The 20,450-nt window shown below is 60.0% G+C and carries 18 protein-coding genes; 6 read left to right on the forward strand and 12 right to left on the reverse strand.

Annotation, left to right across the window (positions count from 1 at the left end; genetic code table 11):
- The first annotated feature begins 148 nt into the window (after positions 1–148).
- On the forward strand, positions 149–775 hold the full coding sequence (locus ACZZ0A_RS24095; RefSeq protein WP_007913840.1) for a TetR/AcrR family transcriptional regulator: 627 nt from the start codon (positions 149–151) through the stop codon (positions 773–775).
- A gap of 167 nt (positions 776–942) precedes the next feature.
- On the opposite strand, the gene ACZZ0A_RS24100 is transcribed toward ACZZ0A_RS24095, so the two are convergent.
- The 8 genes from ACZZ0A_RS24100 to ACZZ0A_RS24135 all read right to left on the reverse strand — a co-directional run bounded on the left by ACZZ0A_RS24100 (position 943) and on the right by ACZZ0A_RS24135 (position 8,217).
- On the reverse strand, positions 943–1,158 hold the full coding sequence (locus ACZZ0A_RS24100) for a TOBE domain-containing protein (RefSeq protein WP_003229256.1): 216 nt from the start codon (positions 1,156–1,158) through the stop codon (positions 943–945).
- Positions 1,159–1,185: 27 nt separating this feature from the next.
- Complete coding sequence (gene ssuB, locus ACZZ0A_RS24105) at positions 1,186–1,992, reverse strand: aliphatic sulfonates ABC transporter ATP-binding protein (RefSeq protein WP_007913838.1); 807 nt, start codon at positions 1,990–1,992, stop codon at positions 1,186–1,188.
- Positions 1,989–2,771 carry an aliphatic sulfonate ABC transporter permease SsuC gene (ssuC, locus tag ACZZ0A_RS24110; protein WP_003229260.1) on the reverse strand — a complete coding sequence of 261 codons (783 nt, stop codon included), beginning with the start codon at positions 2,769–2,771 and terminating at the stop codon, positions 1,989–1,991. The genes ssuB and ssuC overlap by 4 nt, the downstream gene beginning before the upstream one ends.
- A gap of 8 nt (positions 2,772–2,779) precedes the next feature.
- Positions 2,780–3,928 (reverse strand): FMNH2-dependent alkanesulfonate monooxygenase, encoded by a 1,149-nt coding sequence (ssuD, locus tag ACZZ0A_RS24115; RefSeq protein ID WP_463543826.1) that lies wholly within the window; start codon positions 3,926–3,928, stop codon positions 2,780–2,782.
- Between the two features lie 25 nt (positions 3,929–3,953).
- A complete protein-coding gene (locus ACZZ0A_RS24120; protein ID WP_007913834.1) occupies positions 3,954–4,919 on the reverse strand; it encodes a sulfonate ABC transporter substrate-binding protein in 966 nt (321 codons plus the stop codon).
- A 90-nt stretch (positions 4,920–5,009) separates the two neighbouring features.
- The gene (ssuE, locus tag ACZZ0A_RS24125; protein ID WP_034151973.1) at positions 5,010–5,603 is read right to left on the reverse strand and encodes an NADPH-dependent FMN reductase; all 594 of its coding nucleotides are present in this window, start codon (positions 5,601–5,603) and stop codon (positions 5,010–5,012) included.
- A gap of 334 nt (positions 5,604–5,937) precedes the next feature.
- Positions 5,938–6,576, reverse strand: coding sequence for a peroxiredoxin (locus tag ACZZ0A_RS24130; protein WP_095125823.1), 639 nt, complete (start codon positions 6,574–6,576; stop codon positions 5,938–5,940).
- A gap of 297 nt (positions 6,577–6,873) precedes the next feature.
- Complete coding sequence (locus ACZZ0A_RS24135) at positions 6,874–8,217, reverse strand: OprD family porin (protein WP_007913829.1); 1,344 nt, start codon at positions 8,215–8,217, stop codon at positions 6,874–6,876.
- A 364-nt stretch (positions 8,218–8,581) separates the two neighbouring features.
- Here ACZZ0A_RS24135 and tauA point away from each other — a divergent pair, with 364 nt between their 5' ends.
- Positions 8,582–9,571, forward strand: a complete 990-nt coding sequence (gene tauA / locus ACZZ0A_RS24140) for a taurine ABC transporter substrate-binding protein (RefSeq protein WP_007913826.1) — start codon at positions 8,582–8,584, stop codon at positions 9,569–9,571.
- Positions 9,572–9,700: 129 nt separating this feature from the next.
- Here tauA and argA read toward each other — a convergent pair whose 3' ends face one another.
- Both argA and argE read right to left on the reverse strand, forming a co-directional pair.
- The gene (argA, locus tag ACZZ0A_RS24145) at positions 9,701–10,999 is read right to left on the reverse strand and encodes an amino-acid N-acetyltransferase (protein WP_007913824.1); all 1,299 of its coding nucleotides are present in this window, start codon (positions 10,997–10,999) and stop codon (positions 9,701–9,703) included.
- A 263-nt stretch (positions 11,000–11,262) separates the two neighbouring features.
- Entirely contained in the window at positions 11,263–12,432 is a 1,170-nt protein-coding gene (gene argE / locus ACZZ0A_RS24150) for an acetylornithine deacetylase (protein ID WP_007913821.1), read from the reverse strand.
- Between the two features lie 155 nt (positions 12,433–12,587).
- On the opposite strand from argE, the gene ACZZ0A_RS24155 reads away from it, so the two are divergent.
- Entirely contained in the window at positions 12,588–13,958 is a 1,371-nt protein-coding gene (locus tag ACZZ0A_RS24155; RefSeq protein WP_007913820.1) for a CYTH domain-containing protein, read from the forward strand.
- 88 nt (positions 13,959–14,046) lie between these two features.
- Here the strand turns inward: ACZZ0A_RS24155 and ACZZ0A_RS24160 are convergent, their stop codons facing one another.
- Positions 14,047–14,517, reverse strand: coding sequence for an Lrp/AsnC family transcriptional regulator (locus ACZZ0A_RS24160; RefSeq protein WP_007913818.1), 471 nt, complete (start codon positions 14,515–14,517; stop codon positions 14,047–14,049).
- Between the two features lie 126 nt (positions 14,518–14,643).
- Here ACZZ0A_RS24160 and ACZZ0A_RS24165 point away from each other — a divergent pair, with 126 nt between their 5' ends.
- From ACZZ0A_RS24165 to ACZZ0A_RS24175, 3 genes are all read left to right on the forward strand, one after another.
- A complete protein-coding gene (locus ACZZ0A_RS24165) occupies positions 14,644–14,982 on the forward strand; it encodes a hypothetical protein (RefSeq protein WP_414894589.1) in 339 nt (112 codons plus the stop codon).
- 92 nt (positions 14,983–15,074) lie between these two features.
- A complete protein-coding gene (gene tfpB / locus ACZZ0A_RS24170; RefSeq protein ID WP_414894588.1) occupies positions 15,075–16,859 on the forward strand; it encodes a type IV pilus assembly ATPase TfpB in 1,785 nt (594 codons plus the stop codon).
- Positions 16,860–16,925: 66 nt separating this feature from the next.
- Positions 16,926–17,246, forward strand: coding sequence for a DUF2388 domain-containing protein (locus tag ACZZ0A_RS24175; protein ID WP_174245147.1), 321 nt, complete (start codon positions 16,926–16,928; stop codon positions 17,244–17,246).
- 176 nt (positions 17,247–17,422) lie between these two features.
- Here ACZZ0A_RS24175 and gcvP read toward each other — a convergent pair whose 3' ends face one another.
- Positions 17,423–20,296 carry an aminomethyl-transferring glycine dehydrogenase gene (gcvP, locus tag ACZZ0A_RS24180; RefSeq protein WP_463543827.1) on the reverse strand — a complete coding sequence of 958 codons (2,874 nt, stop codon included), beginning with the start codon at positions 20,294–20,296 and terminating at the stop codon, positions 17,423–17,425.
- Positions 20,297–20,450: the final 154 nt, after the last annotated feature.

The raw sequence follows: 20,450 nt of genomic DNA on the forward strand, positions 1-20,450 counted from the left end.
GGCAAGCCAGCTCCCACAGGGATTTTCTGCGCACATAAATCCCGGTTCACTGAAGATCACTGTGGGAGCTGGCTTGCCAGCGATGGCGGCCGACAAGACAACACAGGAACCGGCTCGTACAATGCCCGCTGCCCCGCAGGAGACTTCCATGACGCGACCCGCCCCCGTCCGCAAACCCCGTGCCCGCAGCCAGGCGCGCATCGATTCGATACTCGACGCCGCGCGCACATTACTGGCGGCCGAGGGTGTGGCGAGTCTGTCGATCTACAGCGTCGCCGAGCGCGCGCAGATTCCGCCCTCCTCCGTGTACCACTTCTTCGCCAGTGTGCCGGCGCTGCTTGAGGCACTGACGGCAGATGTACACGCGGCATTCCGCGCCTGCCTGCAAGCGCCGATCGATCATGACGCGCTGCGTGACTGGCGAGATCTGTCGCGACTGGTCGAGCAACGGATGCTGGAGATCTACGACGAAGATGCGGCGGCGCGCCAGTTGATCCTCGCCCAACACGGCTTGACCGAAGTGACCCAGGCTGACCGTCAGCACGACATAGAACTGGGCGACTTGATGCACAAGCTGTTCGATCATCACTTCGAGTTGCCGAGGCTGCCGGAGGATGTCGATGTATTCGCCCTGGCGATGGAGTTGGGTGACCGGGTTTATGCGCGCTCGGTGCAGCAACATGGGCAAATCACGCCGCGCATGGCCGAGGAAGGGATGCGGGTCTTTGATGCCTATATCGGCCTGTATCTGCCGCCGTATCTGCCCAAGCGTTGAGCCATGATCGTTCCCACGCTCTGCGTGGGAATGCAGCCCGTGACGCTCCGCGCCACTGGACGCGGAGCGTCCCAAGAGGCATTCCCACGCGGAGCATGGGAACGATCGCTAGGCACAAAAAACCCCGAAGGGCTCACGCCCTTCGGGGTTGTTTTTTACTCACCGGCTTACAACTTGGCGATCGACACCTCGGTGGATTTCACAAAGGCGATCACTTCGCTGCCGACCACCAGTTCCAGCTCCTTTACCGAGCGGGTGGTGATCACCGAAGTGACGATGCCCGAAGCGGTCTGCACGTCGATTTCCGACAGCACGTCACCGAGGACGATTTCCTTGATCGAGCCTTTGAACTGGTTACGGACGTTGATGGCTTTGATAGTCATGGCAATGATTCCTGTCGTTTGCTTGAGTTATTGAGCCCAACGCAGTTGCGTAGGCAGTGGTGAAACAGGTTCCGGCGCCGGCGGTTCGCCGGGCAGGGAGAGAACACGGTTAAGCACTTCGGTTTCCAGCGCTGCCAGCCGATGCGAACCACGTACCCGAGGGCGCGGCAGTTCGACATGCAGGTCGAGGCCGACTTCGCCGTCCTCGATCAGAATCACCCGGTCGGCAATCGCCACCGCTTCGCTGACGTCGTGGGTCACCAGCAGCACGGTGAAGCCGTGTTGCTGCCAGAGACGTTCGATCAGTTGCTGCATTTCAATCCGGGTCAGCGCATCCAGCGCACCGAGCGGTTCGTCGAGCAACAGCAGACGCGGCTGATGGATCAGCGCGCGAGCTAGTGCAACCCGCTGCTTCTGCCCACCGGACAACGCCGCCGGCCATTCATTGGCGCGATCAGCCAGACCCACCGCATCCAGGGCTTCGAGAGCCTTCGGGCGCCAGTTGCCTTTGAGGCCGAGACCCACGTTGTCGATGATCTTTTTCCACGGCAGCAGACGCGCTTCCTGGAACATCAATCGGGTGTCTTCCCGCGCATCGCTCAGCGGCGCAGAGCCGGCCAGCAAGTCACCGCCCGTTGGTTGATCGAGGCCGGCGAGCAAGCGCAGCAAGGTACTTTTGCCGCAACCACTGCGACCGACCACAGCGACGAATTGCCCTGCCGGAATGTGCAGATCGATGTCACGCAGCACCTGCCGCGCGCCAAAGGTTTTCTGCAGGTTGCGCACCGCCAGCGGAATCCCGCGCAGCAGGCGTGGAGGTTGTTGAGCAGTCATGCCGCACCTCCTTTGGCAACCTGATAGGCCGGGTGCCAACGCAACCACACACGTTCAAGTCCACGCGCCGCGAGGTCGGCGAGTTTGCCGAGTACCGCGTAAAGCAGGATTGCCAGCACCACCACATCGGTCTGCAAAAACTCGCGGGCGTTCATCGCCAGATAGCCGATGCCCGAGCTGGCAGAAATGGTTTCGGCGACGATCAGCGTCAACCACATAAAGCCCAGGGCGAAGCGCACACCGACCAGAATCGAAGGCAGTGCACCCGGCAGAATCACCTGCCAGAACAAGCTGAAACCGGAGAGGCCATAACTGCGCGCCATCTCCACCAGCGCCGGGTCGACGTTGCGGATGCCGTGATAAGTGTTGAGGTAGATCGGGAACAGCGTGCCCAACGCCACCAGAAAAATCTTCGCCGACTCGTCGATGCCGAACCACAGGATCACCAGCGGAATCAGCGCCAGATGCGGCACGTTGCGGATCATCTGCACCGAACTGTCGAGCAGGCGTTCGCCCCATTTCGACAGGCCGGTGATGAAGCCCAGGACCAGACCGATGCTGCCGCCAATGGTGAAACCGAGCGCCGCGCGCCAGCCGCTGATCGCCAGGTGCGTCCAGATTTCGCCGCTGCGCACCAGGCTCACGCCGGCTTCGATCACGGCCACCGGTGCCGGCAGAATCCGCGTCGACAACCAACCGGCCGACACCGACAACTGCCACACCGCCAGCAACAACACCGGCAACGCCCAGGGCGCGAGGCTGTGGATGATTTTCTTCATGGCGCGCCTCAGCTCTGCGACGCGGCTTTGGGAAGAATATCGTTGGCGACCATCTCGCCGAACGGGCTGACATAACCGGCGCTTTTCGGCAGTTCCGGACGCTCGATGTCGAGGTGCGGGAACAGCAGTTCGGCGACGCGATACGACTCTTCGAGGTGTGGATAACCGGAGAAGATAAAGGTGTCGATGCCCAGATTGGCGTATTCCTTCACGCGCGCTGCGACGGTCGGGCCATCGCCAACCAGCGCCGTACCGGCACCGCCGCGTACCAGGCCAACACCGGCCCACAGGTTCGGGCTGACTTCGAGATTGTCGCGGCTGCCGCCGTGCAGTGCGGCCATGCGTTGCTGGCCGACCGAATCGAAACGCGCCAGCGAAGCCTGAGCGCGAGCGATGGTGTCGTCGTCCAGGTGCGAGATCAGCCGATCTGCCGCTTGCCATGCTTCTGCGTTGGTTTCGCGAACGATTACGTGCAGACGAATGCCGAAGCGCACGGTGCGGCCAAGCTTGGCGGCCTTGGCGCGGACCTGTTCGATCTTCTCCGCGACCGCTGCGGGCGGTTCGCCCCAGGTCAGGACCATTTCCACTTGTTCGGCAGCCAGATCCTGTGCGGCTTCCGACGAGCCACCGAAGTACAGCGGCGGACGCGGTTGCTGGATCGGCGGATAGAGCAACTTCGCACCCTTCACGCTGATGTGCTGACCGTCGTAATCAACGGTTTCGCCTTCGAGCACACGGCGCCAGATGCGAGTGAACTCCACCGAGGCTTGATAGCGTTCTTCGTGGCTGAGAAACAGACCGTCGCCTGCCAACTCTTCCGGGTCGCCACCGGTGACCAGATTGAACAGCGCACGGCCGCCGGACAGACGATCCAGCGTGGCGGCCTGCCGCGCTGCCACCGTCGGGGAAATGATCCCGGGGCGCAGGGCAACGAGGAATTTCAAACGCTGGGTCACCGGGATCAGCGACGCTGCCACCAGCCACGAGTCTTCGCAGGAACGGCCGGTGGGGATCAGCACACCGCCGAAGCCCAGACGATCCGCCGCTTGCGCGACCTGTTGCAGATAACCGTGGTCGACGGCGCGAGCGCCTTCGGCGGTGCCAAGGTAATGGCCGTCGCCGTGGGTGGGCAGGAACCAGAAGATATTGAGGCTCATGGAGTGGTCTCCTTGGGGATTCGAATTACTGCGCTTTAGCCACAGCGGCCGGTGGGGTCCAGATCACATCCTTGATGCTCAATGGCTTGGGAATCAGCTTGAGCTGGAAGAACGTGTCGGCGATCTTCTGCTGCGCGGCGACCACCTCCGGGGTCAGGAACAACGCGCCGTAGCCCTGGCGTTTCACCGAGGTCAGGGTGATGTCCGCCGGCAGACCGAGCAGTGGCGCAACTTGTTGAGTCACGTCTTCAGGATTGGCTTTCGACCACTCGCCAACGGCGCGTACTTCTTCCACGAGGGTCTTGATCACCTCAGGATTTTTCTGCGCGTAAGGTTTGGTCGCGAGATAGAACTGGTGGTTGTCGACGATGCCTTTGCCGTCGCGCAGGGTGTGTGCTTGCAGTTGTTTCTCGGCGGCAGCCTGGTACGGATCCCAGATAACCCAGGCGTCGACGCTGCCACGTTCGAACGCGGCGCGAGCATCGGCGGGCGGCAGGAATACGGTCTGGATGTCGCTGTATTTGAGGCCGGCGTCTTCCAGTGCGCGCACCAGCAGGTAGTGCACGTTGGAACCTTTGTTCAGAGCGACTTTCTTGCCTTTGAGATCGGCCACCGATTTGATCGGCGAGTCTTTCGGCACGAGGATCGCTTCGCTGTTCGGCGCTGGTGGTTCGTAGGCGACGTAGAGCAAATCGGCGCCGGCAGCCTGGGCGAAGACTGGCGGGGTTTCGCCAGTGACGCCGAAGTCGATCGAGCCGACGTTCAGGCCTTCGAGCAGTTGCGGGCCACCGGGGAATTCAGTCCATTGCACGTCGACGCCTTGGGCGGCCAGACGCTTTTCCAGAGTGCCTTTGGCTTTGAGCAGCACCAGCGTGCCGTACTTCTGATAACCGATCCGCAATGTCTCGGCTTGAGCTTGAGTGATGGCGCCGAAGGTGACAGCCGCAGCAAACAGAGCGACCAGACCACGACGCAAAAATACAGTGCGCATAGCGCTCTCCTTTTTGCTGTTGGGTTTTGGCTGCACCTGCTTGGCCGTTGTCGGCGAAGTAAGGTGAGTTACATCAAATTCTGGTGAGGCTTAAATGCTCCAGCGAGCACTCAACAAACGTTCGTTCAACAGGCCCGGCTCCAGCGGTTTCGGCCGGCGGGCCATGGCACCGACAAACTGATCCAGCGCTTCATGCAGACGCTGCTCCAGCGCCGGTGCCAGTTGCGCCGCAGCACTGCCTTCGCCGTAAGCGATCTGGCTGTCCTCGGCGAAAATCCCCTGAAGCATTTCCTGGGCTTTCAATGCCGACAACACGGGTTTGAGGGCGTAATCGACCACCAGCATGTGGGCGATGCTGCCGCCGGTAGCCATCGGCAAAACAATCTTGTGGTTCAGGGCGCGCTCGGGCAACAGATCCAGCAGGGTTTTCAGGGCACCGGAGAACGACGCTTTGTAAACCGGCGTGGCGATCAGCAGGCCGTCGGCATTTTCAATCTGTTGCAGCAGGTCGAGCACCTTCGGGCTGTCGAAGCGGGCATGGAGCAAATCCTCGGCCGGGAAATCCCGTACCTGATAACTCACCACTTCCACGCCTTGCTGCTGCAACCAACGTTGCGAGCGCTCCAGCAGCACTCCGGAACGGGAGCGCAGGCTGGGACTGCCACCGAGTGAGACGACCAGCATTGAGACCATTCCTTAAGCGTTACAGGCGATTCGAGGGTTGCGATCTCGCTTCGATGGAGTGACCTTACCAGCTGATTTATATATCCATAAATCATATTTATTCATTTGGTTATTCGTTTTAGAGATATGCGATTCAGGTTATTCAAGGCGAAAAAAAAGGCCGTCGAAACGGCCTCAAATCCCCTGCTTAGTAGCTACCACTGATCGTTCCCACGCTCTGCGTGGGAATGAATCCATGGACGCTCCGCGTCCACTGTGACGCGGAGCGTCACGGACGGCATTCCCACGCGGACGGTTCGACGCCTCGACGTGGGAACGAGCCTGCCCAAGAAGATCACTTGTTCGGCTGTGGCGTCAGACGCAGATACGGTTTCACCGCGCGATAGCCCTTCGGAAAGCGCTGCTTGATCTCGTCCTCATCCTTGAGCGACGGCACGATCACCACCTCTTCACCGTCCTGCCAGTTGGCCGGGGTGGCCACCTTGTAGTTGTCGGTGAGCTGCAGCGAATCGATCACCCGCAAAATCTCGTGGAAGTTACGGCCGGTGCTCGCCGGGTAGGTGATGGTCAGGCGGATCTTTTTGTTCGGGTCGATCACGAACAGCGAACGCACGGTCAGCGTATCGTTGGCGTTCGGGTGAATGAGGTCATACAGATCAGAGACTTTGCGATCGGCATCGGCCAGGATCGGGAAGTTGACGACGGTGTTCTGGGTTTCGTTGATGTCTTCGATCCACTTGTGGTGCGAGTCCACCGGGTCGACCGACAGCGCGATGGCTTTGACACCGCGTTTGCTGAACTCATCCTTGAGCTTGGCGGTGAAGCCCAGCTCAGTGGTGCACACCGGGGTGAAGTCCGCCGGGTGGGAGAACAGCACGCCCCAGCTATCGCCCAGCCATTCGTGGAAACGAATCTTGCCGGCGCTGGAATCCTGTTCGAAATCGGGGGCGATGTCGCCGAGTCTGAGGCTCATGGTGCTGCTCCTGATGAGTTGTTCGAGACCTCAACTGTAGCCCGGGATTTGCCATCGTGAAAAAGAATAAATAACTAGATATCTAGATCATTATTGAATATTAAACATCTGTTCACTGGACGCTCGACGGCATCCCGACGAACATCGCTCACAAGGTTCGAGAAGGCCTTGAGTTGCTGTAAAGAGGGGAATTTCGGGTCAGGCTTACGGGGGTGAGCTTGACTCGAAAACGCAAAAGCCCCGTCCGGCGCGATGCCGGACGGGGCTTTTTTTACATCCGCGAATCGAGACGCGCTATTACAGCAGCGGGATCGAGTAGCTGACGATCAGGCGGTTTTCGTCCTGCGAACGGGTGCTCGGCAGATCGGTGCGCCATACAGCGTTTTTCCACATCAGGCCGACGTTCTTGAACGGACCTTCCGGTACAACGTAACCGATGGTGAAGTCGCGTTCCCACTCGGAACTGTTCGAACCGTTCTCACGACCGTTGGTGCCAACGGTATCGATCGAATCGCCTTTGAGGTAAACGACACCGGCGGTCAGGCCAGGTACGCCGACTTTAGCGAAGTCATACGAGTAGCGAGCTTGCCAGGTTTTCTCGCCGGCACGGCCGAACTTCTGGATCTGCATGTCGGTGATGGTGTAGTTCGACGAGCCGTCGCCCTGGTTCAGCCAAGGGAAGTCGCTGCTGCCATTGGAAACCTGGTAACCGCCACCGAAGGTGTGGCCTTCAACGGTGTACAGGAACAGGCCGCTGTACAGGTTGTTGTCGACTTCACCGCGACCGTTACGCACGCCGGTGTAGTTACCGGTGCTGTAGTAGGCTGGATCGGTACCGTTTTTGCCGTCATCGGAGCTGTTGAAGTAACGGAAATCGGATTTCAATACGCCCGGGCCGATTGCCCAGTTGTGAACCAGACCCAGGAAGTGCTGCTTGTAGAAGTCTTCTAGGTTGCCGTAGTAGTACTGGGCAGTCAGGTCTTTGGTGATCTTGTAGTCACCACCGGCGTAGATGAATTTGTTGCTGTCACGGAACGCAGTACCACGGGTGTTTGCACCGCTGATGGACAGGTTTTCGTTGTTGCTGGAGTTACGACCTTTCGCAGCTTCGATCTGACCGCCGACCAGAGTCAGGTCCTTGATTTCGCCCGAAGTGATCTGGCCACCCTGCCAGGTTTGTGGCAGCAGACGACCGTCGTTGGTCACGATGACCGGGTTCTTCGGCTGCAGAGTACCCAGCTTCAGTTCAGTCTGGGAGATCTTGGCTTTGGCAGTCAGACCCAGGCTGGAGAAGTTGTCCACCGCTTTGCCGTTGGACTCGCTCGGGAACACAGTGCCGCCGTAAGCGGTACCGCTGTTGCCGTTAGTGCCGCCGCCCGAATCCAGACGTACGCCCAGCAGGCCGATGGCATCGATACCGAAACCTACGGTGCCTTGGGTATAACCGGAGATGAAACGCAGATCGAAGCCTTGGCCCCACTCTTCGTTCTTGTTGGCGCCAGCGCCATCACGGTTATCGGTGTTGATGTAGAAGTTACGCAGCCCCAAGGTAGCTTTGCTGTCTTCGATGAAACCGGCGGCGCCTGCCTGCTGCGCCATAACCCCTACGGCCACAGCCAGGGCCAAGGTGGACTTGTTCATGTAAAGCTCCTCTCGTTTCTAATTCTTGTGTTCCTGGCCCGGGGTCTGATGCCCTGGGTCCTAAGATGCGCGATTAGCGCCAGACCGTGACCGACAAGTCAATCGTAACCTTGTGTGTCTACGACCAAGGTCTAATCGCAGTGATTTGGTCCGTGCAGAGTAAAGATTTCCTGATAAACCCAAAAAGAATTTATTCATTCTTTTTCATATCATTTCGGAATATGGCCATTATCTTGCCACCTCCGCCGGGAAACAGCGTATCGGCGACTAAGCTCATTCCTAAATGGTATTTGTTAGCCTTTTTTTATATCGATTAGCTTTGGCGTAACCCCGAATCGTCAAACCCTATCGAAAAGGCGACGCCATGATGGCCAAACGCGCACTATCTAGTCAATTTGTTACAGTTTGTGTGTCAGCGCTGATTTCTTTTTCCGCGCATGCCGCCAACCTCACAGTGGGGTATCAAACCGGTATCGACCCGAGCAAAGTCCCCCAGGCCGACGGCGTCTACGAGAAAACCATTGGCGAGAAAATCGACTGGCGTCGCTTCAACAGCGGCCCGGAAGTTGTGACAGCCATTGCTTCGGGTGACGTGCAGATCGGCAACCTCGGTTCCAGCCCGTTGGCCGCGGCGGCTTCGCGCAATCTGCCGATTGTGGCGTTCATCGTTTCGGCGCAGATCAATGCCGCCGAAGCGCTAGTGGTGCGCAATGGCAGCGGTATCAACACCCCCCAGGACCTGGTCGGCAAAACCATCGCCACACCTTTCGTTTCGACCTCACACTACAGCCTGCTCGGCGCCCTCAAGCATTGGGGCCTGGACGCCTCGAAAGTCAAAGTGGTGAACCTGCAACCAGCAGAGATCGCAGCGGCGTGGAAGCGTGGCGATATCGATGGCGCATTTGTCTGGTCGCCGGCGCTGGGGGAAATCCGCAAGACCGGCAAGACCCTGACCGATGCCGCGCAGGTCGGCCAGTGGGGCGCGCCGACCTTCGAGGTCTGGGTCGCGCGCAAGGATTTTGCCGAGAAGCATCCTGAGGTTGTCGCAAAGTTCGCCAAGGTCACGCTCGACTCATTCGCCGATTACGCCGCACACAAAGACCGCTGGACGGCTGACTCGGTGCCGGTACAGAAAATCGCCAAACTGACCGGTGCCAATGCCGCTGATGTGCCGGAATTGCTGGCAGGTTCAGCGTTCCCGGACGCAAAGGCGCAGCAAACCACGGCGCTGCTGGATGGCGGCACGGCGAAAGCGATTGGCGAGACGGCGAAGTTTTTGAAGGAACAGGGCAAGGTTGAAACGGTGCTGCCGGATTATTCACCCTACGTCAGCGCCAAATTCATCACCGAGTAATTGATCGTTCCCGCGCTCTGCGTGGGAATGCAGCCCGGGACGCTCCGCGTCCCATCAAAAGCCGAACGCGGAGCGTCCGTTGAGGCATTCCCACGCAGAGCGTGGGAACGATCGAATGGACCAACTCGGTTAAAGGGTTTTTTCGAAGATCTTCGAATTACGCTGAAAGTTGTACAGCGAAGCCCGCGCCGCCGGCAGGCGCTCAACGCTGCTCGGCTCGAAACCACGCTCACGGAACCAGTGCGCGGTGCGCGTGGTGAGGACGAACAAGGTCTTCAAACCCTGCGCCCGTGCTCGGGTTTCGATGCGCTCCAGCAATTCATCACCGCGACCGCCATGGCGGTACTCCGGGTTCACTGCCAGGCACGCCAGTTCACCGGCATCCGAATCGGCAATCTGATACAGCGCCGCACAGGCGATGATCATGCCTTCACGCTCGACCACGCTGAACTGCTCGATCTCGCGCTCCAGCACTTCGCGCGAACGACGCACCAGAATCCCCTGCTCTTCCAGCGGACTGATCAAGTCGAGCAAGCCGCCGACGTCTTCAATCGCCGCCTCGCGGACCAGTTCGAATTGCTCCTGCGCGACCAGCGTGCCGCCACCGTCACGGGTGAACAGCTCGGTCAGCAGCGCGCCGTCTTCGGCGTAGCTGACGATATGGCTGCGCGCCACGCCGCCACGGCAAGCCTCGGCGGCAGCATCGAGCAGTTCTGCCTGATAGTTGCTGCCCAAACGCTGCAAGTGTGCCGGCACTTGCTGTGGACGCAGCTCGCGCACGAGTTTGCCGTTCTCGTCGATCAGACCGAGGTCAGCACCGAACAGCAGCAACTTGTCCGCGCCCAGGTCGATGGCGGCGCGGGTCGCGACGTCTTCGCAGGCGAGGTTGAAGATTTCACCGGTCGGCGAGTAGCCCAACGGCGACAGCAACACGATCGAGCGCTCATCGAGTAGACGGTTGATGCCTTTGCGGTCGACCCGGCGCACTTCGCCGGTGTGGTGATAGTCGACGCCTTCCAGCACGCCGATCGGCCGCGCGGTAACAAGGTTGCCGCTAGCCACGCGCAAACGCGAGCCCTGCATCGGCGACGAAGCCATGTCCATCGACAGCCGCGCTTCGATGGCGATGCGCAACTGGCCGACCGCGTCGATCACACATTCCAGGGTCGCGGCATCGGTGATGCGCATGCCGTGGTGGTAATGCGGGGTCAGGCCACGCGCGGCGAGGCGGGTTTCGATCTGTGGACGCGAACCGTGCACCAGCACCAGACGCACGCCAAGGCTATGCAGCAGAACAATGTCGTGGACGATGTTGCCGAAGTTCGGATGCTCCACGCCATCGCCGGGCAGCATGACGACGAAGGTGCAGTCGCGGTGGGCATTGATGTAAGGGGACGCGTGACGAAGCCAGTTAACGTATTCGGGCATGAACCTGGGCCTGTAATAAATAGCAGCCTAAAAAGGGGCGAAACGGAAAACGCACAGCGGGCTGATGGTTATCGTCGGAACAGGCTTGGCGACACGCGCGCTCTCCTCATGAATACGGGTTGGAATGCTGGCAATTTACAGCGATTGGTCAGACAAAACATAGATCCCTTGTAGGAGTGAGCCTGCTCGCGATAGCGGAGTTTCAGTCAATACCTCCGGGACTGTCTCACCGCTATCGCGAGCAGGCTCACTCCTACAAAGGGTCACTTGGGATCCTTTGACGTTGGTGCACCTGTCAGACAGTAATGTTCAATCAGTTGCCGTAATAGATGCACGGTAGGCTGCAAACGTGACATTTCAAGGTACTCGCCCGGCTGATGCGCACAGGCGATGTCGCCAGGGCCGAGCACAATGGTTTCGCAGCCAAGGCGCTGAAGATAAGGCGCTTCGGTGCCGAACGCCACTGCTTCGGCACTGTGACCGGTGAGCTTTTCAGCGATGCGCACCAGTTCGGCGTCTTCAGACTGCTCGAACGACGGCACTTCCGGGAACAGCGGTTTGTAATCAATCTTCACCTGATGCCGCTCGGCCACCGGGTTGAGCTTGCGCAGAATCTCCGCGCGCAGGACTTTCGGGTCCATGCCCGGCAATGGCCGCAGGTCGAACTCCAGCGAGCACTGACCGCAGATACGGTTTGGGTTGTCGCCGCCATGGATACAACCGAAATTCATCGTCGGCTGCGGCACGCTGAACTGCGGATTGTTGAATTCGCGCTGCCACAACAGGCGCAAACCGCGCAGTTCGCCGATGGCATCGTGCATCGCTTCGAGTGCGCTGTGGCCCAAGCGTGGATCCGACGAATGGCCGCTCTGCCCAAGGATATCGATGCGTTCCATCATGATGCCTTTGTGCATGCGGATCGGTTTCAGCCCGGTCGGCTCACCGATTACCGCTGCGCGGCCCAACGGACGCCCGGCCTCGGCCAGCGCACGGGCGCCGGACATCGAGCTTTCTTCATCGCAGGTGGCGAGGATCAGCAACGGCTGCTTGAACGGCTGATCGAGCAGCGGCAGCACCGCTTCGATGATCAGCGCGAAGAAACCTTTCATGTCGCAACTGCCCAGCCCGACCCAGCGGCCATCGACTTCGGTGAGTTTCAGCGGATCGGTCTGCCACAACGCATCGTCGTACGGCACCGTGTCGCTGTGCCCGGCCAGCACCAGCCCGCCGGGGCCGCTGCCGAAACTGGCGAGCAGGTTGAATTTGCCGGGGCTGACCTGCTGGATATCGCAGCTGAAACCCAGATCACCCAGCCAGCCGGCGAGCAAATCGATCACCGCGCGGTTGGATTGATCGAGGTTCGGTTGGGTACAGCTGACCGATGGCGCGGCGATCAGCGCAGCGAACTGGTCTTGCATGGACGGCAAAGGCATCGCTGACTCCAACTCCCGAATTGAAGTCCATCATAGAACCATCCGGCGTCAGGAATAAACCGCCGCAGGGCGTAGGACGAATCAGTCCTGTACACTGCACGGCCTTGGCAGCCACATATTCCCCGGCTGCGCTCCCGATCCTGGATTTTCCGGCCATGCAGAAAGAAACCGAAATCAAACTCCGCGTCAGCCGCGAAACCCTCGCCGCCCTGCGCGAGCACCCGTTACTGAAAAAACGCAACAAAAGTGGCTGGGAACGCCGTGAGTTGATGAACCAGTATTTCGACACCCCCGAGCGCGATCTGGCTCAGGCCAAAGTCGCCCTGCGCCTGCGCAAGGACGGTGACGAAGTGATTCAGACCCTCAAGACCCGTGGCCAAAGCGTTGCCGGTCTGTCCGAACGCAATGAATACGACTGGAAGTTGCCGAAAGCCAAGCTCGACGTGAAGAAACTCGACGGCGAATGCTGGCCCGAGTCGCTGGCCGAGCTGGACAAGAAAACCCTCAAGCCGATCTTCACCACCGACTTCGTCCGCGAACGCGCCGAAATCGCCTGGGGCCGTGGCAAGAGCAAAGTAGTCATCGAAGCCGCGCTGGATCTTGGCCACGTAGTGGTCGGCAAACAGAAAGAAGAAATCTGCGAGCTGGAACTGGAACTGCGCGAAGGCGAGCCTGCCGCGCTGCTGGAACTGGCTGCCGAGCTGGCGGAAACCCTGGCGTTGATGCCGTGTGACATCAGCAAGGCTGAGCGTGGCTATCGCCTGTACGACGCCAACAGTTACTCGCTGAGCCTGCCGGCGCCGGAGCTGACCCCGGAAACCCAACTCGACGACGCCTTCGCTGCGCTGAGCTGGCACTTGCTCGGCAGCAGCCAGCGTCTGGCTGAACAGTACCGTTTCAACGGCCACTGGCGCCTGTTGCTCGACTGGGTCGAGAACCTCGCGGAAATGCGTGCCCTGCTCAGCAGCCTTGGCCAGGCCGCGCCGCGTCAGTCGACCCACGACTTGCGCGTTGCCCTGGATGCGTTGCTGGAAGACTGGCGCCCGCTGGTGCAGGCCGGTATCGAAGACGAAGACGTGCGCAAAGCCGCGCCGGAGCAGTTCCTCGAAGAACTGGAAGACCCGCGCTGGGGCCTGTTCTCGCTGAGCACTTCGCGTTGGTTGCTCGCCCGCACCTGGACCGCCGACCGCAACGTGCGTGGCAATCGTCAGGGTGGCGCGCAGTTGCACAGCTGGTTGCCGCGCCTGTTGGGCGAAGAAGCCACGGCCCTGCAATTGCAACGCTATCAGCAGCAGCCGGAAGATCTGGCTGAACAACTGCCGCGTATCGAGCGCATTCAGGTCTGGCTGCACCACGCACGCAATGTGCTGGAGATCCCGGAAATGGATCGCCTGTACGGCGAGCTGAACAAGCTGGCGCAACTGGCCAACGAACCGACGATCACTGACGAACTGCTCGACGCACGCAAGCAACAGGCGATTGCGGTTTACCAGAATCGCGCGTGGAAAATGCTCCTGCGCATGTAACACCGCTAAAAGATCGCAGCCTTCGGCAGCTCCTACAGGGTGTACACCCGCCCCATGGAGGAGCTGCCGCAGGCTGCGATCTTTTGCTTTATCGCAACACAGGCAAGCTGGTGGTGGACTTGATCTCCGATAACGCCACAATCGAATTCACTTCCTGTATCCCCGGCACCAGCGACAGCTTCTCGAAGAAGAACCGCTCATACGCCTCGATGTCCGCCGCAACAATGCGCAGTAAAAAATCCACCGCCCCCATCAATACATAACACTCCAGCACCTCCGGAAACCCGCGAATCGCTTCGGTGAACTCAGTGAAGTTCGAACGCCCGTGTGCGTTGAGTTTGATCTCGGCAAATATCTGCGTATTCAGGCCAATCTTCTTGCGATCGAGCAAAGTCACCTGCCCGCGAATGATCCCCTCTTCTTTCATCCGCTGAATCCGCCGCCAGCACGGCGATTGCGACAGGCCGACCTGCTCGGCGATCTGCGCGCTCGAGAGCGATGCGTCCTCTTGCAGCAGGGCGAGAATCTTGCGGTCGTAACTGTCCAGCTCGCTGTGCATAGAAAAACCTCAATAACCGGATTATGCGAATTGATCTTTTCGATCAACCGTCATTAACGCCGATCATAGCCAAGAAATACCCCGCGCCGAATGTAAAAATTCCTCCAGAGATTTTGGAGACTTGTCATGCCGCACCTCGAAGCCGTCACCTCCCCGCCAACCCGCGCCGATGTCTGGAACGTCAGCAGCGCCCATTGCCTGGCGCAGTATCAAATCCTTGCCGAGGCTGAACCGGATCTGCTGGTGCGGGTGTTGAATCTGTTCGCGTTGCAGTTCCTCACGCCCGAGCAGGTCAACGTGCAGCGCATGGACGATCTGCTGTCGATCGACCTGGTCATGGGCGGTCTCAGTTGGCATCGCGCGCAAGTGATCGCGGAAAAACTTCGTAACCTGATCAGCGTTTGCTCGGTGAATCTGCAAAACGCCGACAGCGCTTGGGATGCGCGGACGCAAGCGGCCGGCTGACAAACCCGGCAACGCCTTCGTCGGGTAGTGGCCCAACGGTCTACCGGGCCGCGACTATCCTTTTGCGCACTGTCGTTCAAAAGGAAGCCCGCATGTCCGTTCAATTCGCCACTCAGGACCGCTGGCTGGAGCTCAATGATGTGCTGCGTGAACTGGTCGCCCAGGGTTTTATCTGCCAGGACTCGGCGGAGCAGGCGCTGAATGCGCGCCGCCGTCACGCCGCGAATGGCCAGATGCACCCGCTGGAATTCATCGCCAGCCAGCAACTGGACGACCTCAGCCGTCCGGGCAAACACCTCGACCTGGAAAGCCTGACCCTCTGGCTGGCGCAACAGGCCGGCCAGCCTTATCTGCGTATCGATCCGCTGAAGATCAACGTCGCCGCCATTACACCGTTGATGTCTTACGCCTTCGCGCAACGACACAAGATCCTCGCCGTGGCGGTCGACCGTGATGCGGTAACCGTGGCCAGCGCTCAGCCTTACGTCACCGGTTGGGAAGCGGATCTGACTCACGTGTTGAAGCTGCCGATCAAACGAGTGGTGGCCAACCCGGCGGATATCCAGCGCTTCAGCGTCGAGTTCTTCCGCCTGGCGAAATCGGTCAGCGGCGCCAGCAATGCCGATCAGCAGAGCGGTAACCTCGGCAACTTCGAACAACTGCTCAACCTCGGCGCCAGCGATCAGGAGCCGGACGCCAACGACGCGCACATCGTCAACATTGTCGACTGGCTGTTCCAGTACGCCTTCCAGCAGCGCGCCAGCGATATCCACATCGAACCGCGGCGCGAGCAAGGAACGGTGCGGTTTCGCATCGACGGCGTGTTGCACAACGTCTATCAATTTCCGCCGCAGGTGACCATGGCGATCGTCAGTCGCCTGAAAAGCCTCGGGCGGATGAACGTCGCCGAAAAGCGCAAACCGCAGGACGGCCGGGTCAAGACCAAGACTCCGGATGGCGGCGAAGTCGAACTGCGGCTTTCGACCCTGCCTACAGCGTTCGGTGAAAAAATGGTCATGCGAATCTTCGATCCGGAAGTGCTGCTCAAAGATTTCGATCAGTTGGGTTTCAGCGCCGATGACCTGAGGCGCTGGCAGGACATGACGCGCCAGCCCAACGGCATCATTCTGGTTACCGGGCCGACTGGTTCGGGCAAGACCACCACGCTGTACACCACGCTGAAAAAACTGGCGACGCCGGAAGTGAACCTTTGCACCATCGAAGACCCGATCGAAATGGTCGAGCCGGCGTTCAACCAGATGCAGGTGCAGCACAACATCGACCTGAGCTTCGCCGCCGGCGTGCGTGCGCTGATGCGACAAGACCCGGACATCATCATGATTGGCGAGATCCGTGATCTGGAAACCGCTGAAATGGCGATTCAGGCGGCGCTCACCGGGCACCTGGTGCTGTCGACGCTGCACACCAACGACGCACCCAGCGCGATCAGTCGTTTGCTCGAACTCGGCGTGCCGCACTACCTGATCAAAGCCACCGTGCTCGGCGTCATGGCCCAGCGTTTGGTGCGCACCTTGTGTCCGCATTGCAAGGCGCCACTAACGCTGGAAGACGAGGATTGGCAAACCCTGACACGCCCGTGGCAAGCGCCGCTGCCGGGCAACGCGCAACGTGCGATCGGTTGTGTGGAATGCCGCGACACCGGCTATCGCGGCCGCGCCGGTGTCTACGAAATCATGCAACTGAGCGATAGCCTCAAGGCTTTTATCACCCCGGACAGCGACCTCACGGCGATTCGCCGGCAGGCGTTCAAGGAAGGCATGCGCAGTTTGCGTTTGTCCGGTGCGCAAAAAGTCGCGGCAGGGCTGACGACGGTTGAGGAAGTGCTCCGGGTGACGCCGCAGAGCGAGCAGAAATAGCCCATCACGGAACTGGATCGGGGGAATGGCAATCCAACGCCCTAGTTAACCCCCAGGAGTCACCTCATCATGCGTCTCAAACTTGCTGTTGCCACACTGGCCTTGCTGTCCCTTCCCGTTGGTTCGGCCATGGCGGACAGCTTTTGGCGTAACGTCATCTCGTCCGGCGCCACCACCGGTTCGACCTACCTGACCTTCAAGGATCACAAGCTGATCATCGCCGCGCAGGACGATGCCGGCAGCTTCGTTGCCAGCGACGGCGGTATTCGTGGGCCGTATCTGGAAGCAGCGATGCAGAAAGTCCGCGCCGACAATCCGGGCCTGCAGGCGTCGGACATGGAACTGGCGAACGCGATTCTGGCGAAAAACGCCGTGGCGTCCGAGTAACAAAAAATGCCGCTCAATCGAGCGGCATTTTTTTGCCCGGATTTCAGATTCACCACAATCCCTTGTAGGAGTGAGCCTGCTCGCGATAGCGGTGTATCAGGCAAATTTTCCGGTGACTGATCCACCGCTATCGCGAGCAGGCTCACTCCTAGAGGGGAACTGAGTGGACCTAAGTATCAGCGGTAGTCGTCCACCGGGACGCAGGCGCAGAACAGATTGCGATCGCCGTAGACATTGTCGACCCGATTCACCGCCGGCCAATACTTGTGCGCTTTCGTGTGCGCATCCGGGGTAATTCCTTGCTCGATGCTGTACGGCCGCTCCCACACCCCGGTGACATCCGCCAGGGTATGCGGCGCGCGTTTCAGCGGGTTGTCCTCGGTCGGCCAGTTGCCGTTCTGCACCTCAGTGATTTCCGCGCGAATACTCAACATTGCACCAATAAATCGGTCCAGCTCTGCTTTGGATTCACTCTCGGTCGGCTCGACCATCAAAGTCCCCGGTACCGGGAATGACATGGTCGGTGCATGGAAGCCGTAATCCATCAGACGCTTGGCTACGTCTTCCTCACTGATGCCGGTCTGCGTTTTCAACGGTCGCAGGTCGAGAATGCATTCATGAGCCACACGCCCGTTGCGTCCTGTGTACAACACCGGGAACGCGCCGGATAAATGCTGCGCCAGGTAATTCGCCGCCAGGATCGCCACTTCACTGGCATCGGCCAGCTGCGGCCCCATCATGGCGATGTACATCCAGCTGATCGGCAAAATGCTCGCGCTGCCCCACGGTGCTGCGCTGACGGCGCCGTTCTGCGCCAACGGCCCATCGATTGGCACCACCGGATGATTGGCGACGAACGGCGCCAGGTGCGCACGAATACCGATCGGCCCCATGCCCGGCCCACCGCCGCCATGGGGAATGCAAAAAGTCTTGTGCAAATTCATGTGCGACACGTCGGCGCCGATGTCCGCAGGCCGCGCCAGCCCGACCTGCGCATTGAGGTTGGCGCCGTCCATGTAAACCTGACCGCCGTACTTGTGGATAACCTCGCAGATCTCGCTGATGCCCTCCTCGTACACCCCGTGGGTCGACGGATAGGTCGCCATCAGGCACGACAACTTATCCCCAGCCTCGGCGGCTTTCGCTTTCAAATCCTCCAGATCGACGTTGCCCGCCTCGTCGCACTCGACGATCACCACACGCATCCCGGCCATTTGCGCCGAAGCCGGGTTGGTGCCATGGGCCGAGGACGGAATCAGGCAGATCTCCCGCGCGCCCTGCTGACGGCTTTCGTGGTATTTGCGGATCGCCAGCAACCCGGCGTACTCGCCTTGGGCGCCGGAGTTGGGTTGCATGCAAATAGCATCGAACCCGGTGATTGCGCAGAGCCAGCGCTCCAGTTCTTCGATCATCAACGTATAACCGACCGCCTGCTCACGCGGCACGAACGGATGCAGGTTAGCGAACTGCGGCCAGGTGATCGGGATCATTTCGCTGGTGGCGTTGAGTTTCATGGTGCAGGAGCCCAGCGGGATCATTGACTGGTTGAGCGCCAGATCCTTGTTTTCCAGTTGCTTGAGGTAGCGCAGCATCTCGGTTTCGCTGTGATGCGCGTTGAACACCGGATGACGCAGATACGGTGTTTGGCGTTGCAGGTTGTCGGGAATGCCTGAGGTCAGCGCCTCGGCGTCGAGATCGACGACGGTCAACCCATGATCAGCCCCGAGCAATACATCGAAAAGTCTGGCGACGGTGGCTTCATCGCAGGTTTCGTCGAGGCTCAGCCCTACCCGCCCACGGCCGAGAATTCTCAGGTTGATCTGCGCAGCCTGAGCACTCTCGATGATCGCCGTTTGCGCACCGCCGACGTCCAGCGTCAGCGTGTCGAAGAATTGCGCATTGATCCGGTTGATCCCTTTGCGCTGAAGCCCTGCCGCCAGAATGCAGGTCAGCCTGTGCACACGCTGGGCCACGCGCTTCAAGCCTTCCGGGCCGTGATAGACCGCGTAGAAACTGGCGATGTTGGCCAGCAATACCTGCGCCGTACAGATGTTCGAATTGGCCTTCTCGCGGCGGATATGTTGCTCGCGGGTTTGCAATGCCATGCGCAACGCGACGTTGCCCCGGGCATCTTTCGACACACCGATGATCCGCCCGGGAATCGCCCTTTTGTATTCCTCGCGGCTGGCAAAGAACGCCGCGTGCGGGCCGCCATAACCCATTGGCACACCAAAACGCTGGGAGGAACCGAACACCACATCCGCGCCCAACTCTCCCGGGGGTGTCAGCAGTAGCAAGCTCAATAAATCAGTAGCGACACAAGCCAATGCCTGTTGCGCATGCAAGTGATCGATCGCCGGACGCAGGTCGCGAACCTCGCCATGAGTGTCCGGATATTGCAGCAGCGCGCCAAACACCTGATGCTGCTTCAAGTTATCCACAGCGTCGATGATCAGCTCGAAACCGAAGCCTTCGGCACGGGTCTGCACCACGGAAATGGTTTGCGGGTGGCAGTTCTCATCGACGAAAAACAGATTGCTCTTCGACTTCGCCACACGCTTGGCCAGTGCCATGGCTTCCGCCGCTGCCGTGGCTTCATCGAGCAGCGACGCATTGGCCAATTCGAGGCCGGTGAGGTCGATGGTCAGCTGCTGAAAATTCAGCAGCGCTTCGAGTCTGCCCTGCGCGATCTCGGGCTGATACGGCGTGTACGCGGTGTACCAACCGGGATTTTCCAGCACGTTGCGCAGGATGACGGTTGGCGTCAGGGTACCGTGGTAGCCCATACCGATCAGGCTGGTCCAGACCTGATTCTGCTCGGCGTAACTGCGCAGCTTGGCCAGCGCGGCTTGTTCATCCAGCGCCGCCGGCAGGTCGAGCGCGCGATTGAAGCGAATGCCTGGCGGCACCGTTTGCTCGATCAGTTCGATTCGACTACCGAGGCCGAGGCTGTCGAGCATCGCCTGCTGTTCGGCAGCATCGGGGCCGAGGTGACGGCGCAGAAAAGCGTCGGGGTCGCGTAACTGGCTCAGGGACGGCAACTGGGACATGACGGGCTCTCTCTTGGCTGGCGCTCGGCGTCAATGCAACACGGTCAAACCAGCATAGCAGTGCCCTTGAAGATCAAAAGATCGCAGCCTTCGGCAGCTCCTACAAGATGTACACCATCCTCCTGTAGGAGCTGCCGAAGGCTGCGATCTTTTG

This window comes from Pseudomonas sp. AC242 (assembly GCF_979258655.1).